The organism is Streptomyces beijiangensis, from assembly GCF_017315755.1.
GTDB classification, from domain to species: Bacteria; Actinomycetota; Actinomycetes; order Streptomycetales; family Streptomycetaceae; genus Streptomyces; species Streptomyces beijiangensis.
The window spans coordinates 1-16,522 of the sequence record NZ_JAFLRJ010000016.1; the positions used below are offsets into that span (position 1 = coordinate 1).

General features: G+C 66.2%; 11 protein-coding genes and 1 tRNA gene. 10 read left to right on the top strand and 2 right to left on the bottom strand.

Annotation, left to right across the window (positions count from 1 at the left end):
• Window positions 1–231: 231 nt before the first annotated feature.
• On the top strand, window positions 232–1,287 hold the full coding sequence (locus J0695_RS01890) for a UDP-N-acetylmuramate dehydrogenase (RefSeq protein WP_206959472.1): 1,056 nt from the start codon (window positions 232–234) through the stop codon (window positions 1,285–1,287).
• Window position 1,288: 1 nt separating this feature from the next.
• Here the strand turns inward: J0695_RS01890 and J0695_RS01895 are convergent, their stop codons facing one another.
• Both J0695_RS01895 and J0695_RS01900 read right to left on the bottom strand, forming a co-directional pair.
• Entirely contained in the window at window positions 1,289–2,332 is a 1,044-nt protein-coding gene (locus tag J0695_RS01895; RefSeq protein WP_206959473.1) for an adenosine deaminase, read from the bottom strand.
• Window positions 2,333–2,468: 136 nt separating this feature from the next.
• Window positions 2,469–3,695, bottom strand: a complete 1,227-nt coding sequence (locus J0695_RS01900) for a pyridoxal phosphate-dependent aminotransferase (protein WP_206959474.1) — start codon at window positions 3,693–3,695, stop codon at window positions 2,469–2,471.
• A gap of 159 nt (window positions 3,696–3,854) precedes the next feature.
• Between J0695_RS01900 and J0695_RS01905 the strand changes: the two genes are divergently transcribed.
• The 9 genes from J0695_RS01905 to J0695_RS01945 all read left to right on the top strand — a co-directional run bounded on the left by J0695_RS01905 (window position 3,855) and on the right by J0695_RS01945 (window position 16,222).
• Window positions 3,855–3,927 (top strand) — tRNA-Trp (locus tag J0695_RS01905).
• Between the two features lie 105 nt (window positions 3,928–4,032).
• Window positions 4,033–4,320, top strand: coding sequence for a preprotein translocase subunit SecE (gene secE / locus J0695_RS01910; protein ID WP_206959475.1), 288 nt, complete (start codon window positions 4,033–4,035; stop codon window positions 4,318–4,320).
• A gap of 74 nt (window positions 4,321–4,394) precedes the next feature.
• A complete protein-coding gene (gene nusG, locus J0695_RS01915; RefSeq protein ID WP_206959476.1) occupies window positions 4,395–5,345 on the top strand; it encodes a transcription termination/antitermination protein NusG in 951 nt (316 codons plus the stop codon).
• Window positions 5,346–5,511: 166 nt separating this feature from the next.
• Window positions 5,512–5,946, top strand: coding sequence for a 50S ribosomal protein L11 (gene rplK, locus J0695_RS01920; RefSeq protein ID WP_206959477.1), 435 nt, complete (start codon window positions 5,512–5,514; stop codon window positions 5,944–5,946).
• A gap of 82 nt (window positions 5,947–6,028) precedes the next feature.
• On the top strand, window positions 6,029–6,751 hold the full coding sequence (gene rplA, locus J0695_RS01925) for a 50S ribosomal protein L1 (protein ID WP_206959479.1): 723 nt from the start codon (window positions 6,029–6,031) through the stop codon (window positions 6,749–6,751).
• A gap of 386 nt (window positions 6,752–7,137) precedes the next feature.
• Window positions 7,138–7,668: a 50S ribosomal protein L10 gene (rplJ, locus tag J0695_RS01930; RefSeq protein ID WP_206959480.1), complete on the top strand. Its 531-nt coding sequence runs from the start codon at window positions 7,138–7,140 to the stop codon at window positions 7,666–7,668.
• Between the two features lie 107 nt (window positions 7,669–7,775).
• Window positions 7,776–8,156, top strand: coding sequence for a 50S ribosomal protein L7/L12 (gene rplL, locus J0695_RS01935; RefSeq protein WP_206959481.1), 381 nt, complete (start codon window positions 7,776–7,778; stop codon window positions 8,154–8,156).
• A gap of 585 nt (window positions 8,157–8,741) precedes the next feature.
• The gene (gene rpoB / locus J0695_RS01940; protein ID WP_206959482.1) at window positions 8,742–12,227 is read left to right on the top strand and encodes a DNA-directed RNA polymerase subunit beta; all 3,486 of its coding nucleotides are present in this window, start codon (window positions 8,742–8,744) and stop codon (window positions 12,225–12,227) included.
• 95 nt (window positions 12,228–12,322) lie between these two features.
• On the top strand, window positions 12,323–16,222 hold the full coding sequence (locus J0695_RS01945) for a DNA-directed RNA polymerase subunit beta' (protein ID WP_206959483.1): 3,900 nt from the start codon (window positions 12,323–12,325) through the stop codon (window positions 16,220–16,222).
• The last annotated feature ends 300 nt before the right edge of the window (window positions 16,223–16,522 follow it).

A 16,522-nucleotide genomic window follows, 5' to 3' on the forward strand; every position in this document is an offset into this window, starting at 1 on the left:
CTCCTCCTCTGGGGCTCCGCCCCAGGCCCCCGCTCCTCAATCGCCGGAGGGGCTTGAGTTTGCCTGGCGTGGGCTTGCGTATGCGGGCATATCAAGCCCGTCCGGCGATTGAGGACAAGCGGCCGGAGGTCGCTTGCGGGGGTGCAGGGGGCGAAGCCCCCGCAAGGCGGGGCGCAAGGCTCGGGCCCGCGCCCACCTGGCACTCCCCACGGGTCTCGTAGGCTGGACCCCGTGCAGGAACTCCACGAAGCGCCCCTCGCCCCCCTGACCACCTTCCGCCTCGGCGGACCCGCCACCCGGCTGATCACGGCGGAGACCGACGCCGAGGTGATCGAAGCGGTCCGCGAAGCGGATGCGAGCGCCACGCCCCTGCTCGTCATCGGCGGCGGCTCCAACCTGGTCATCGGAGACGAGGGCTTCCGGGGTACGGCCCTGCGCATCGCGACCCGCGGCTTCGCACTCTCCGGTACGAAGCTGGAGCTGGCCGCCGGCGAGATCTGGACGGACGCCGTCGCCCGCACAGTCGCGGCGGGCCTGGCCGGTATCGAGTGCCTCGCCGGGATTCCCGGCTCCGCCGGTGCGACCCCGATCCAGAACGTGGGTGCGTACGGCCAGGAGGTCTCCGCCACGATCACCGAAGTGATCGCCTACGACCGCGAAACCGCCGAGACGGTGACGATCCCCGCGGCCGACTGCCACTTCTCGTACCGCCACAGCCGCTTCAAGCAGGACCCGGACCGCTTCGTCGTCCTGCGTGTCCGCTTCGAACTGGAGGACGCGGACGGCCTTTCGGCCCCCATCAAGTACCCGGAGACGGCCCGCGCCCTCGGCGTCGAGGCGGGCGACCGCGTCCCCGCGGCGAAGGCACGCGAGACGGTCCTGGGACTGCGCGCGGGCAAGGGAATGGTCCTTGACCCCGCCGACCACGACACCTGGTCGGCCGGCTCCTTCTTCACCAACCCGATCCTGACGGCACAGCAGTACGAGGCCTTCCTCGCCAGGGCCCGCGAACACCTCGGCCCGGACGTCACCCCGCCCGCGTACCCGGCGGGGGAGGGCCTGACGAAGACGTCGGCGGCCTGGCTGATCGACAAGGCGGGCTTCACCAAGGGATACGGCTCGGGGCGGGCCCGTATCTCCACCAAGCACACGCTGGCGCTCACCAACCGCGGCGAGGCCACGACGGCGGACCTGCTGACCCTGGCCCGCGAGGTGGTGACAGGGGTACGCGACACCTTCGGCGTCACCTTGGTCAACGAACCGGTGACGGTGGGCGTCTCCCTCTGAATCAGGCGGCCAGCCAGTCGTCCACCCCGGCCAGCAGCTTCGCCTGTATGTCCGACGGTGCGGCCGAACCCCTGACCGACTGCCGTGCCAGCTCGGCCAGCTCCGCGTCGGTGAACCCCTGGTGCTTGCGCGCCAGCTCGTACTGCGCCGCCAGCCGCGATCCGAACAGGAGCGGGTCGTCGGCGCCCAGCGCCATCGGCACCCCCGCGTCGAACAGCCGCCGCAGCGGCACGTCCTCGGGCTTCTCGTAGACCCCCAGCGCCACATTGGACGCCGGGCACACCTCGCAGGTCACCCCGCGCTCCGCCAGCCGCCGCAGCAGCAGCGGGTCCTCGGCCGCCCGCACCCCGTGCCCGATCCGCGCCGCGTGCAGGTCGTCCAGGCAGGCCCGTACGGAAGAGGGCCCGCTCAGCTCACCGCCGTGCGGCGCGGCCAGCAGGCCGCCCTCGCGCGCGATCGCGAAGGCGCGGTCGAAGTCCCGTGCCATGCCCCGGCGTTCATCATTGGACAGTCCGAAACCCACCACCCCCCTGTCCGCATAACGCACGGCGAGCCGCGCGAGTGTCCGTGCGTCCAGCGGGTGTTTCATCCGGTTCGCAGCGACGACCACCCGCATCCCGAGTCCGGTCTCGCGGGAAGCCGCGTCGACCGCGTCCAGAATGATCTCCAGTGCGGGGATCAGCCCGCCCAGCAGGGGCGCGTACGAGGTCGGGTCGACCTGGATCTCCAGCCACCCCGACCCGTCCCTGACGTCCTCCTGGGCGGCCTCCCGCACCAGCCGCTGGATGTCCTCGGGGGTGCGCAGACAGGACCGCGCGATGTCGTAGAGCCGCTGGAAGCGGAACCAGCCCCGCTCATCGGTGGCCCGCAGTTTCGGCGGTTCGCCGCTGGTGAGCGCCTCGGGCAGGTGGACGCCGTACTTGTCGGCCAGTTCCAGCATGGTCGTGGGCCGCATCGACCCGGTGAAGTGCAGATGCAGATGAGCCTTGGGCAACAGCCTGATGTCTCTACTGGCGGCTTCGCCGCGGGCACGTACGTACTCCATCCCAAGATCCTGCCGCACGCACCCGCCTACCCGGTAGCGGCTTTCCCCTTATGTGTAGTTGCCCGAACGAAGAAACGGGTCCCCGGCCGAAGCCGCGGACCCGTTTCTATTTCCGTACGAACTAGTTGCGTACGAACTAGTCGCGCGCCTCGCCCAGCAGCTTCTGCAGCCGCGAGACGCCCTCGATCAGGTCCTCGTCGCCCAGGGCGTACGAGAGCCGCAGGTAGCCAGGGGTCCCGAAGGCCTCACCCGGCACCACGGCGACCTCGACCTCGTCGAGGATCAGTGCGGCGAGCTCGGTCGAGGTCTGCGGGCGCTTGCCCCGGATCTCCTTGCCGAGCAGCCCCTTCACCGAGGGGTACGCGTAGAAGGCGCCCTCCGGCGTCGGGCAGACGATTCCGTCGATCTCGCTGAGCATCCGCACGATGGTCTGCCGGCGCCGGTCGAAAGCGGTACGCATCTCGGCGACCGCGTCCAGGCTCCCGGAGACGGCGGCCAGCGCGGCGACCTGCGCCACATTGCTGACGTTCGACGTGGCGTGCGACTGCAGGTTGGTCGCGGCCTTGACGACGTCCTTCGGGCCGATGATCCACCCCACGCGCCAGCCGGTCATCGCGTACGTCTTGGCGACGCCGTTGACCACGATGCACTTGTCGCGCAGCTCGGGCACGATCGCCGGCAGCGAGGTGAAGGTGGCGTCCCCGTAGACGAGGTGCTCGTAGATCTCGTCGGTGAGCACCCACAGACCGTGCTCGACGGCCCAGCGGCCGATCGCCTCGGCGTCGGCCTCGCTGTATACGGCGCCGGTCGGGTTGGAAGGCGAGACGAAGAGGACGACCTTGGTCCGCTCGGTGCGGGCGGCTTCGAGCTGCTCCACGGAGACCCGGTAGCCGGTGGTCTCGTCGGCCACGACCTCGACCGGGACACCGCCCGCGAGCCGGATCGACTCGGGGTACGTCGTCCAGTACGGAGCCGGGACGATGACCTCGTCGCCCGGGTCGAGGATCGCGGCGAAGGCCTCGTAGATCGCCTGCTTGCCACCGTTGGTGACCAGCACCTGGGAGGCGTCCACCTCGTAACCGGAGTCGCGCAGCGTCTTGGCGGCGATGGCGGCCTTGAGCTCGGGGAGCCCGCCGGCCGGGGTGTAGCGGTGGTACTTGGGGTTGCGGCAGGCTTCGATCGCGGCCTCGACGATGTAATCGGGCGTCGGGAAGTCGGGCTCACCGGCCCCGAAGCCGATCACCGGACGCCCGGCGGCCTTGAGTGCCTTGGCCTTGGCGTCGACGGCGAGGGTCGCGGACTCGGAGATAGCACCGATGCGGGCGGAGACCCTGCGCTCGGTAGGAGGAGTTGCAGCGCTCATACGGCCCATCGTCCCAGACCCGAAACGTACTCGGCACACAGGTTTCACGGACTGGGCAGGAATGATCTGTTCGACGTCAGCGCCGTGAGCACGTACACTCACTCACCGTTGGCCCACACCGACCACATCTTCGGATGCGGTAGGTTGGGGGAACCACAAAGGGTCGTAGCTCAATTGGTAGAGCACTGGTCTCCAAAACCAGCGGTTGGGGGTTCAAGTCCCTCCGGCCCTGCTACACACACCTTCGCCGGTTGTGTGCGCATGTAAGTACTTCATTGATTGCCATGCGGCTCCACCGGGCGCGGCATGGTCACGACCCGGAATCAGGTGAGAGATCGTGACGGACGCCGTCGGCTCCATCGACATGCCTGATGCGCAAGATGAGGCGCCGGAGTCGAGCAAGAAGGCGCGCAAGGGTGGAAAGCGCGGCAAGAAGGGCCCCTTCGGCCGTCTCGCGCTCTTCTACCGCCAGATCGTTGCGGAACTCCGCAAGGTGGTCTGGCCGACGCGCAACCAGCTGTCGACGTACACGACAGTGGTCATTGTCTTTGTAGTCATCATGATTGGCATCGTGACCGTGATTGACTATGGGTTCAACCAGGCCGTCAAGTACGTCTTTGGCTGATCCCGCGAAGGGCGCCCGGAGCGGCGCCCCTTTCGCATGTTCCACACCTTTGTATCCAGGAAGAAGCAGCCACCGTGTCTGACCCGAACCTGAACGAGTCCGCCGAGGCCGAGCTCGACATCGTCGAGGCGGCAGACGCTGTGGACCCTGACCAGGCAGAAGCTGCTGATGCCGCTGCTGGCGTACCGGCCGAAGAGGCCGCTGTGCACATCGAGGACGAGGCCGTAGCGGTCGCCGAAGTCGACGAGGACGAAGCAGCCGTCGAGGCTGTCGAGGCCGACGCCGATGTCGAGGCGGACGCTGCCGAGACCGACGAAGCCCAGAACGATGACGCCCAGAGCGACGATGCCGAGACCGACGACTCCGAGAGCGACGAGGAGCCGGCCGAGGCCGAGCCCGTCGCGGCTCTCGACCCGGTCGAGGCCCTGCGCGAGGAGCTCCGCGGTCTGCCCGGCGAGTGGTACGTCATCCACACGTACGCCGGGTACGAGAAGCGCGTGAAGGCCAACCTGGAGCAGCGCGCCGTCTCGCTGAACGTGGAGGAGTTCATCTATCAGGCCGAGGTGCCTGAAGAGGAAATCGTCCAGATCAAGAACGGCGAGCGCAAGAACGTCCGCCAGAACAAGCTTCCCGGTTACGTGCTGGTCCGCATGGACCTCACCAACGAGTCCTGGGGCGTTGTCCGCAACACCCCCGGAGTCACCGGATTCGTCGGCAACGCCTACGACCCGTACCCGCTGACGCTGGACGAGATCCTCAAGATGCTCGCCCCGGAAGCCGAGGAGAAGGCCGCCAAGGCCGCCGCGGAAGAGGCCGGCCTGCCGGTGCCGCAGCGCAAGATGGAGGTCCAGGTACTGGACTTCGAGGTCGGCGACTCGGTCACGGTCACGGACGGTCCGTTCGCGACGCTCCAGGCCACGATCAACGAGATCAACGCCGACTCGAAGAAGGTCAAGGGCCTCGTCGAGATCTTCGGCCGCGAGACTCCGGTCGAGCTCAGCTTCGACCAGATCCAGAAGAACTGACACGTTCTGGACACACGCCTACCGACCAGGTCAGACAGGCTCTCGCAGCCGGTCTGACCTGCTTGGTTTTTGGTCGCGCAGCTATACCCGTTATCGTTGTGCGGTATGCCTCCATCCGGATGACCGGATGAGGGCGAAAAACTCTCACTAGGACCCGGAGAGAGCAATGCCTCCCAAGAAGAAGAAGGTCACGGGGCTTATCAAGCTCCAGATCAACGCGGGCGCCGCTAACCCGGCGCCGCCGGTCGGCCCCGCACTGGGCCAGCACGGCGTCAACATCATGGAGTTCTGCAAGGCCTACAACGCCGCGACCGAGTCGCAGCGCGGCATGGTCGTGCCGGTGGAGATCACGGTCTACGACGACCGCTCCTTCACCTTCATCACCAAGACTCCGCCGGCCGCGAAGCTGATCCTCAAGGCCGCAGGTGTGGACAAGGGCTCAGGCGAGCCGCACAAGACGAAGGTCGCCAAGCTCACGGCTGCCCAGGTCCGCGACATCGCCACGGTCAAGCTCCCCGACCTGAACGCCAACGACCTCGACGCCGCGTCGAAGATCATCGCTGGCACCGCCCGTTCGATGGGCATCACGGTCGAGGGCTGATCCAGCCCCCGTCTGACCTCTCAGTGGCAGGACCAGCGCTGGTCCGCACCACGACTCCATACCTGACACCACAGGAGCAGCAGTGAAGCGCAGCAAGACTCTCCGCGCTGCGGACGCCAAGATCGACTCGGCGCGCGCATACGCGCCGCTCGAGGCCGTCCGTCTCGCCAAGGACACCTCCGGCACGAAGTTCGACAGCACTGTCGAGGTCGCCATGCGTCTGGGCGTTGACCCGCGCAAGGCCGACCAGATGGTCCGTGGCACCGTGAACCTCCCGCACGGCACCGGCAAGACCGCCCGGGTCCTGGTCTTCGCGACCGGCGACCGTGCAGAGGCCGCGCTCGCCGCGGGCGCCGACATCGTCGGCTCCGACGAGCTCATCGACGAGGTCGCGAAGGGCCGTCTGGACTTCGACGCCGTCGTCGCCACCCCGGACCTCATGGGCAAGGTCGGCCGCCTCGGCCGCGTGCTCGGTCCGCGTGGTCTGATGCCGAACCCGAAGACCGGCACCGTCACCCCCGACGTCGTGAAGGCTGTCAACGACATCAAGGGCGGCAAGATCGAGTTCCGCGTCGACAAGCACTCGAACCTGCACTTCATCATCGGCAAGGTCTCGTTCGACGAGACCAAGCTGGTGGAGAACTACGCAGCGGCGCTGGACGAGATCCTCCGTCTGAAGCCGTCCGCCGCCAAGGGCCGCTACATCAAGAAGGCGACCCTGGCCACGACGATGGGTACCGGCATCCCGCTGGACGCCAACCGCACCCGCAACCTCCTCGTCGAGGAGGACCCGGCCTCCGTCTGATCCTCAGGGATTCTTCGGTAGCCGCGGGACACGCGACTCGTTGAACAACCGGGCCCCGCACCTCTATTCGAGGTGCGGGGCCCGGCTGCATTTCGTTTACGCCGGGGGCCGGGGGAGCGGATTTGCCTCTTGCCGTCCCCTTCGCGTAATCTTCCGAAGAAGCCAAAGACCGCTGGTCGTTGCCGTGTTCTCGCAAGAGAGTGCGGTGGCCGAAGGATCCGCTGGAAGCGGACGACCTGCGCAGGTGACTGTGGATGTGTTCCCGGCCGCTGTTCTTCAATGAACACAGCCGGTAGAGCTCACGCCCCGTGCACCTGTGCCGGGGCGTTTTCGTTTTCCAGCCCCTTCTGAGCGGTCCTCATCACCCGGAAGGAGGCCGACGCTCTATGGCAAGGCCCGACAAGGCTGCCGCGGTAGCCGAGCTCGCGGACCAGTTCCGCAGCTCGAACGCCGCCGTGCTGACCGAGTACCGGGGTCTCACCGTGGCGCAGCTCAAGACGCTGCGTCGTTCGCTCGGTGAGAACGCCCAGTACGCCGTGGTGAAGAACACGCTGACCAAGATTGCGGCCAACGAGGCCGGGATCACTTCGCTGGACGACCACTTCAGTGGTCCGACGGCGGTTGCCTTCATCACCGGTGACCCGGTGGAGTCGGCGAAGGGTCTTCGTGACTTCGCCAAGGAGAACCCGAACCTGATCATCAAGGGCGGTGTCCTTGACGGTAAGGCGCTGTCCGCCGATGAGATCAAGAAGCTTGCGGACCTCGAGTCCCGCGAGGTTCTGCTCGCAAAGCTGGCCGGTGCCATGAAGGGCAAGCAGACTCAGGCTGCACAGCTCTTCCAGGCGCTGCCGTCGAAGTTCGTCCGCACTGCGGAAGCCCTTCGCGTCAAGCTTTCCGAGCAGGGCGGTGCCGAGTAATTCGGCTCGCGCAATGACCGACGCCACTCGGCGTAGGTCGCAGCGGGCCTTTACGCCCGCCGACATGTACCTCGGCACCTGCCGAATTAGTGGAAGGACCCGCCATCATGGCGAAGCTCAGCCAGGAAGACCTGCTCGCCCAGTTCGAGGAGCTCACCCTCATCGAGCTCTCCGAGTTCGTTAAGGCGTTCGAGGAGAAGTTCGACGTCACCGCCGCCGCGGCCGTCGCCGCTGCCCCGGCCGGTGGCGCTGCCGCCCCCGAGGCCGCTGAGGAGCAGGACGAGTTCGACGTCATCCTCACCGGTGCCGGCGAGAAGAAGATCCAGGTCATCAAGGTCGTGCGTGAGCTCACCTCGCTGGGTCTGAAGGAGGCCAAGGACCTCGTCGACGGCGCTCCGAAGCCGGTCCTCGAGAAGGTCGCCAAGGAGGCCGCCGAGAAGGCTGCCGAGTCCCTCAAGGGCGCCGGCGCCTCGGTCGAGGTCAAGTAAGTACCTGACACCCGGCTACGGCCGCGTGGAGGCGAGTCTTCCGACTCTCTGAACCGAAGGGCGATCACCCGTAAGGGTGATCGCCCTTCGGCGTATGGTGACGCCCGGGCGGCAGCCTTGCTCTTCCGGCTGTGACGAGTATGGTGATCTTCGTTGTGCGCCGGACTGTGCCGCAGCGGGTACCAAGAGACCCTTGACGAACCGCACGCAGCGCGCAATTCTCAGGACGCGTCGTCACTTCGATCCGCATCCGAGGCATGGATCGAAGACGAACAGGGCAGGATCGTTGTGCGCCTCTGGCGCATGGTTTTCCGCAGGTCAGCAGCGCAGGTCAGCAGAACAGTGAAAGATCTGAGGGTGTCAAAAAACCCGCACTGGACATCGGTGTGCCTAGTGGCTACACTGACCCTTTGCGCTGCCTGTTAGCTGCCCCCTGCCCGTCACCAGGGGCATGCCCTTGCTTGAGCATCGAAGACCGAACTTTCCCGACCTGGCCTTTCCGGCTGATTCGGGAATGGGCTGTCTCTGTGCCCCGCCGGGACCGGTACGCGCGTAGTGAGTCCGAGCCCTCGGAAGGACCCCCTCTTGGCCGCCTCGCGCAACGCCTCGACCTCCAATACGAACAACGGCGCCAGCACCGCCCCGCTGCGCATCTCCTTTGCAAAAATCAAGGAGCCCCTCGAGGTTCCGAACCTTCTTGCGCTGCAGACCGAGAGCTTTGACTGGCTCCTCGGTAACGCCGCATGGAAGGGTCGCGTCGAGGCCGCTCTCGAGAGTGGACAGGACGTCCCCACGAAGTCCGGTCTGGAAGAGATCTTCGAGGAGATCTCGCCGATCGAGGACTTCTCCGGGTCGATGTCGCTGACCTTCCGCGACCATCGTTTCGAGCCCCCGAAGAACTCGATCGACGAGTGCAAGGAGCGCGACTTCACGTTCGCGGCCCCGCTCTTCGTCACCGCCGAGTTCACCAACAACGAGACCGGCGAGATCAAGTCCCAGACGGTCTTCATGGGCGATTTCCCGCTCATGACGAACAAGGGCACCTTCGTCATCAACGGCACCGAGCGTGTCGTTGTGTCGCAGCTGGTCCGCTCGCCGGGTGTCTACTTCGACTCCTCCATCGACAAGACGTCCGACAAGGACATCTTCTCCTCCAAGATCATCCCTTCCCGGGGTGCCTGGCTGGAGATGGAGATCGACAAGCGCGACATGGTCGGTGTCCGCATCGACCGCAAGCGCAAGCAGTCCGTCACCGTCCTGCTCAAGGCTCTCGGTTGGACCACCGAGCAGATCCTCGAGGAGTTCGGCGAGTACGAGTCGATGCGCGCCACCCTGGAGAAGGACCACACCCAGGGCCAGGACGACGCGCTGCTCGACATCTACCGCAAGCTGCGCCCGGGCGAGCCGCCCACGCGTGAGGCTGCTCAGACGCTGCTCGAGAACCTCTACTTCAACCCGAAGCGCTACGACCTCGCGAAGGTCGGCCGCTACAAGGTGAACAAGAAGCTCGGCGCGGACGAGCCGCTGAACGCGGGTGTCCTCACCAGCAAGGACATCACCGCCACCATCAAGTACCTGGTCCGGCTGCACGCCGGCGAGGTCGAGACGGTCGGCGAGTCGGGCCGGTCCATCGTCGTCGAGACCGACGACATCGACCACTTCGGCAACCGTCGTCTGCGTAACGTCGGCGAGCTCATCCAGAACCAGGTCCGCACGGGTCTGGCTCGGATGGAGCGCGTCGTGCGTGAGCGCATGACGACCCAGGACGTCGAGGCGATCACGCCGCAGACCCTGATCAACATCCGGCCTGTCGTCGCCTCCATCAAGGAGTTCTTCGGCACCAGCCAGCTGTCGCAGTTCATGGACCAGAACAACCCGCTGTCGGGTCTCACCCACAAGCGCCGTCTGTCGGCGCTTGGCCCGGGTGGTCTCTCCCGTGAGCGGGCCGGCTTCGAAGTCCGTGACGTGCACCCCTCGCACTACGGCCGCATGTGCCCGATCGAGACGCCTGAAGGCCCGAACATCGGTCTGATCGGCTCGCTCGCCTCCTACGGTCGCGTCAATGCGTTCGGCTTCGTCGAGACGCCTTACCGCAAGGTCGTCGAGGGCGTCGTCACCGACGACGTCGACTACCTGACGGCTGACGAAGAGGACCGATTCGTCATCGCCCAGGCCAACGCGACGCTGGGTGAGGACATGCGCTTCACCGAGTCGCGCGTCCTGGTCCGCCGCCGTGGCGGGGAGATCGACTACATCCCCGGCGACGACGTCGACTACATGGACGTCTCGCCGCGCCAGATGGTGTCGGTCGCGACCGCGATGATCCCGTTCCTCGAGCACGACGACGCCAACCGTGCCCTGATGGGCGCGAACATGATGCGTCAGGCCGTGCCGCTGATCACGTCCGAGGCTCCGCTCGTCGGCACCGGCATGGAGTACCGCTGTGCGGTCGACGCCGGTGACGTACTCAAGGCGGAGAAGTCGGGTGTCGTCCAGGAAGTCTCCGCGGACTACATCACCGTCACCAACGACGACGGCACGTACACCACGTACCGCATCTCGAAGTTCTCCCGCTCGAACCAGGGCACCTCGGTCAACCAGAAGGTTGTCGTCAACGAGGGCGACCGCGTGATCGAGAGCCAGGTTCTGGCCGACGGTCCCGCGACCGAGATGGGCGAGATGGCGCTCGGCAAGAACCTCCTCGTGGCGTTCATGCCGTGGGAGGGCCACAACTACGAAGACGCGATCATCCTCAGCCAGCGTCTGGTGCAGGACGACGTCCTCTCCTCGATTCACATCGAGGAGCACGAGGTCGACGCCCGTGACACCAAGCTCGGCCCGGAGGAGATCACCCGGGACATCCCGAACGTCTCCGAAGAGGTTCTCGCGGACCTCGACGAGCGCGGCATCATCCGTATCGGTGCCGAGGTCACGGCCGGTGACATCCTCGTCGGCAAGGTCACGCCCAAGGGCGAGACCGAGCTGACGCCGGAGGAGCGCCTGCTCCGTGCCATCTTCGGTGAGAAGGCGCGCGAAGTGCGCGACACCTCGCTGAAGGTCCCGCACGGCGAGATCGGCAAGATCATCGGTGTCCGCGTCTTCGACCGCGAAGAGGGCGACGAGCTGCCGCCGGGCGTGAACCAGCTGGTTCGTGTCTACGTCGCGCAGAAGCGCAAGATCACCGATGGTGACAAGCTCGCCGGCCGTCACGGCAACAAGGGCGTCATCTCGAAGATCCTGCCGATCGAGGACATGCCGTTCCTGGAGGACGGCACCCCGGTCGACATCATCCTCAACCCGCTGGGTGTCCCGTCCCGAATGAACCCGGGGCAGGTACTGGAGATCCACCTCGGCTGGCTCGCCAGCCGCGGCTGGGACGTCTCCGGCCTCGGCACCGAGTGGGCCCAGCGACTGCGGGACATCGGCGCCGACCAGGTCGCCCCCGGCACCAACGTCGCGACCCCGGTCTTCGACGGTGCCCGCGAGGACGAGATCACCGGCCTTTTCCAGGCCACGATCCCGAACCGCGACGGGGACCGGCTGGTCCAGCCCTCGGGCAAGGCCAACCTGTTCGACGGCCGCTCCGGTGAGCCGTTCCCCGAGCCGGTCTCGGTCGGCTACATGTACATCCTCAAGCTGCACCACCTGGTCGACGACAAGCTCCACGCGCGTTCGACCGGACCGTACTCGATGATCACCCAGCAGCCGCTGGGTGGTAAGGCGCAGTTCGGTGGTCAGCGATTCGGTGAGATGGAGGTGTGGGCGCTGGAGGCTTATGGCGCCGCGTACGCACTCCAGGAACTCCTCACCATCAAGTCCGACGACGTGACCGGCCGCGTGAAGGTCTACGAGGCCATCGTCAAGGGCGAAAACATCCCCGAGCCCGGCATTCCCGAGTCCTTCAAGGTGCTCATCAAGGAAATGCAGTCGCTCTGCCTCAACGTGGAGGTGCTGTCCTCGGACGGCATGTCCATCGAGATGCGCGACACGGACGAGGATGTCTTCCGCGCTGCGGAAGAGCTCGGTATCGACCTGTCCCGGCGTGAGCCGAGCAGCGTCGAAGAGGTCTGACGGGCCTGGCCGGGACTTCCCTCGGGGAGTCCCGGCCGCCCCGGACCGTTCAGACCATGTTTGACACTCGACCCTGAAAGAGGGATTGACGACAAGTGCTCGACGTCAACTTCTTCGACGAGCTGCGGATCGGCCTTGCCACCGCGGACGACATCCGGACCTGGTCGCACGGCGAAGTAAAGAAGCCGGAGACCATCAACTACCGCACGCTCAAGCCGGAAAAGGACGGGCTCTTCTGCGAGAAGATCTTCGGTCCGACCCGGGACTGGGAGTGCTACTGCGGTAAGTACAAGCGTGTCCGCTTCAAGGGCATCATCTGCGAGCGCTGCGGCGTCGAGGTCACTCGCGCCAAGGTGCGTCGTGAGCGGATGGGCCACATTGAGCTGGCCGCCCCTGTCACGCACATCTGGTACTTCAAGGGCGTCCCGTCCCGTCTGGGATACCTGCTCGACCTCGCGCCGAAGGACCTCGAGAAGGTCATCTACTTCGCCGCGTACATGATCACCTTCGTGGACGAGGAGCGCCGGACGCGCGACCTGCCCTCGCTGGAGGCTCACGTCTCCGTCGAGCGTCAGACCGTGGAGAACCGCCGCGACTCCGACCTGGAGGCCCGCGCCAAGAAGCTCGAGACCGACCTGGCCGAGCTCGAGGCCGAGGGTGCCAAGGCCGACGTGCGCCGCAAGGTGCGCGAAGGCGCCGAGCGCGAGATGAAGCAGCTGCGTGACCGTGCGCAGCGCGAGATCGACCGTCTCGACGAGGTCTGGGCCCGCTTCAAGAACCTCAAGGTCCAGGACCTGGAGGGCGACGAGCTCCTCTACCGCGAGCTGCGTGACCGTTTCGGCACGTACTTCGACGGCTGCATGGGTGCCGCCGCACTGCAGAAGCGCCTCGAGTCCTTCGACCTCGACGAGGAGGCCGAGCGCCTCCGCGAGATCATCCGCAGCGGCAAGGGCCAGAAGAAGACCCGTGCGCTCAAGCGCCTGAAGGTCGTCTCCGCGTTCCTGCAGACGGCCAACAAGCCCAAGGGCATGGTCCTCGACTGCGTCCCGGTCATCCCGCCGGACCTGCGTCCGATGGTGCAGCTGGACGGTGGCCGCTTCGCGACCTCCGACCTGAACGACCTGTACCGCCGCGTGATCAACCGCAACAACCGCCTGAAGCGGCTTCTCGACCTCGGTGCTCCCGAGATCATCGTGAACAACGAGAAGCGCATGCTCCAGGAGGCCGTGGACGCCCTCTTCGACAACGGTCGTCGTGGTCGCCCGGTCACCGGTCCCGGTAACCGCCCGCTCAAGTCCCTCAGCGACATGCTGAAGGGCAAGCAGGGTCGTTTCCGTCAGAACCTTCTCGGCAAGCGTGTGGACTACTCCGCGCGTTCCGTGATCGTCGTCGGCCCGCAGCTCAAGCTGCACCAGTGCGGTCTGCCGAAGGCCATGGCGCTGGAGCTCTTCAAGCCGTTCGTGATGAAGCGTCTGGTCGACCTGAACCACGCGCAGAACATCAAGTCGGCGAAGCGCATGGTCGAGCGTGGCCGCACCGTCGTGTACGACGTCCTCGAAGAGGTCATCGCCGAGCACCCGGTGCTGCTGAACCGTGCACCCACCCTGCACCGCCTCGGCATCCAGGCCTTCGAGCCCCAGCTGGTCGAGGGCAAGGCCATCCAGATCCACCCGCTCGTCTGCACCGCGTTCAACGCGGACTTCGACGGTGACCAGATGGCCGTGCACCTGCCGCTTTCGGCAGAGGCGCAGGCCGAGGCCCGCATCCTGATGCTGTCCTCGAACAACATCCTGAAGCCGGCCGACGGCCGTCCGGTCACGATGCCGACCCAGGACATGGTCCTCGGTCTGTTCTTCCTGACCACCGACGGCGAACTCCGTGACACCAAGGGCGAGGGCCGTGCATTCGGCTCCACGGCCGAGGCGACCATGGCGTTCGACAACGGTGAGCTGGCGCTGCAGTCGCAGGTCGACATCCGCTTCCCGGTGGGCACCATCCCGCCGCGTGGCTGGGTGCCGCCGGTCGCCGAAGAGGGCGAGCCCGAGTACCAGCCGGGTGACACCTTCCGGCTGCGTACGTCCCTGGGCCGCGCGCTCTTCAACGAGCTGCTGCCCGAGGACTACCCGTTCGTCGACTACTCGGTGGGCAAGAAGCAGCTCTCCGAGATCGTCAACGACCTGGCCGAGCGTTACCCCAAGGTCATCGTGGCGGCGACGCTCGACAACCTGAAGGCGTCCGGCTTCCACTGGGCGACCCGTTCCGGCGTCACCGTCGCCGTTTCGGACATCGTCGTCCCGGAGGCCAAGAAGGCCATCGTCCAGGGCTACGAGGCTCAGGACGAGAAGGTCCAGAAGCAGTACGAGCGCGGTCTGATCACCAAGGACGAGCGCACGCAGGAGCTCATCGCGATCTGGACCAAGGCGACCAATGAGGTTGCCGAGGCGATGAACGCGAACTTCCCCAAGACGAACCCCATCTTCATGATGGTCGACTCGGGTGCCCGAGGAAACATGATGCAGATGCGTCAGATCGCCGGTATGCGTGGTCTGGTGTCGAACGCGAAGAACGAGACGATCCCGCGTCCCATCAAGGCGTCGTTCCGTGAGGGCCTGACCGTCCTCGAGTACTTCATCTCCACGCACGGTGCCCGTAAGGGTCTGGCTGACACCGCCCTGCGTACCGCCGACTCGGGTTACCTGACCCGTCGTCTGGTGGACGTCTCGCAGGACGTCATCATCCGCGAGGAGGACTGTGGCACCGAGCGCGGTCTGAAGCTGAAGATCGCGGTCAAGGACGAGACCGGTGTACTCCGCAAGACGGATGACGTCGAGACCTCGGTCTACGCCCGCATGCTCGCCGAGGACGTCGTCATCGACGGCAAGGTCATCGCGCCGGCCAACGTCGACCTGGGCGATGTGCTCATCGACGCGCTGATCGGCGCCGGTGTCGAGGAGGTCAAGACCCGTTCGGTCCTGACCTGCGAGTCCGCGGTCGGCACCTGTGCCTTCTGCTACGGACGCTCGCTGGCCACCGGCAAGCTGGTCGACATCGGTGAGGCGGTCGGCATCATCGCCGCCCAGTCCATCGGTGAGCCCGGTACCCAGCTGACGATGCGTACCTTCCACACCGGTGGTGTGGCGGGTGACGACATCACCCAGGGTCTGCCCCGTGTTGTCGAGCTCTTCGAGGCCCGTCAGCCCAAGGGTGTCGCCCCGATCTCGGAGGCGGCAGGCCGCGTCCGTATCGAGGAGACCGAGAAGACCAAGAAGCTCGTGGTCACGCCGGACGACGGCTCGGAGGAGACTCCGTTCCCGATCTCCAAGCGTGCCCGCCTGCTGGTGGGCGAGGGCGACCACGTCGAGGTGGGCCAGAAGCTCACCGTGGGTGCCACCAACCCGCACGACGTGCTCCGGATCCTCGGTCAGCGCGCGGTGCAGATCCACCTGGTCGGCGAAGTCCAGAAGGTCTACAACAGCCAGGGCGTGTCGATCCACGACAAGCACATCGAGATCATCATCCGGCAGATGCTGCGCCGAGTGACGATCATCGAGTCGGGCGACGCCGAGCTGCTTCCGGGCGAGCTCGTCGAGCGCGGCAAGTTCGAGACCGAGAACCGTCGTGTGGTCACCGAGGGCGGTCACCCCGCCTCCGGCCGTCCGCAGCTGATGGGTATCACCAAGGCCTCGCTGGCGACGGAGTCGTGGCTCTCCGCGGCTTCCTTCCAGGAGACGACCAGGGTTCTGACGGACGCGGCGATCAACGCCAAGTCCGACTCCCTGATCGGCCTCAAGGAGAACGTCATCATCGGTAAGCTCATCCCGGCCGGTACGGGTCTGTCCCGTTACCGCAACATCCGGGTGGAGCCCACCGAGGAGGCCAAGGCAGCGATGTACTCGGCCGTCGGTTACGACGACATCGACTACTCGCCGTTCGGCACCGGCTCCGGCCAGGCCGTCCCGCTGGAGGACTACGACTACGGTCCGTACAACCAGTAGGAGCCATTGAGCTGCGTCCACTGGGCGGTCACCCCTCGCGGGTGGCCGCCCAGTGGCGTGTTCCGGTGTGTCTTCTGCCACGTCTGCGGTCGGTCTGTCCTGCGCGTGGGCATTTGTTTTGACCGCAGCCGATGCGGTAGGTACGATCTGACCTTGTGCCTGGGGTGTGCCCTGGCTCCTGTGTGTGTCCTCAACCGCACGGCGAGCCTAATCACGGCCACCGCAATCTGCGCCTTTTCCGCCTCGCGGCGGGGATCTGCATGATTCGACACACCCGACCGCGTGGGTCGGGGATGTTCC

Excerpts from the sequence above, each read along its gene's own strand:
- rplK (WP_206959477.1), top strand. The coding sequence starts at position 5,512 with ATGCCTCCCAAGAAGAAGAAGGTCACGGGGCTTATCAAGCTCCAGATC.
- rplL (WP_206959481.1), top strand. The coding sequence starts at position 7,776 with ATGGCGAAGCTCAGCCAGGAAGACCTGCTCGCCCAGTTCGAGGAGCTC.
- rplJ (WP_206959480.1), top strand. The coding sequence starts at position 7,138 with ATGGCAAGGCCCGACAAGGCTGCCGCGGTAGCCGAGCTCGCGGACCAG.
- J0695_RS01900 (WP_206959474.1), bottom strand. The coding sequence starts at position 3,695 with ATGAGCGCTGCAACTCCTCCTACCGAGCGCAGGGTCTCCGCCCGCATC.
- J0695_RS01895 (WP_206959473.1), bottom strand. The coding sequence starts at position 2,332 with ATGGAGTACGTACGTGCCCGCGGCGAAGCCGCCAGTAGAGACATCAGG.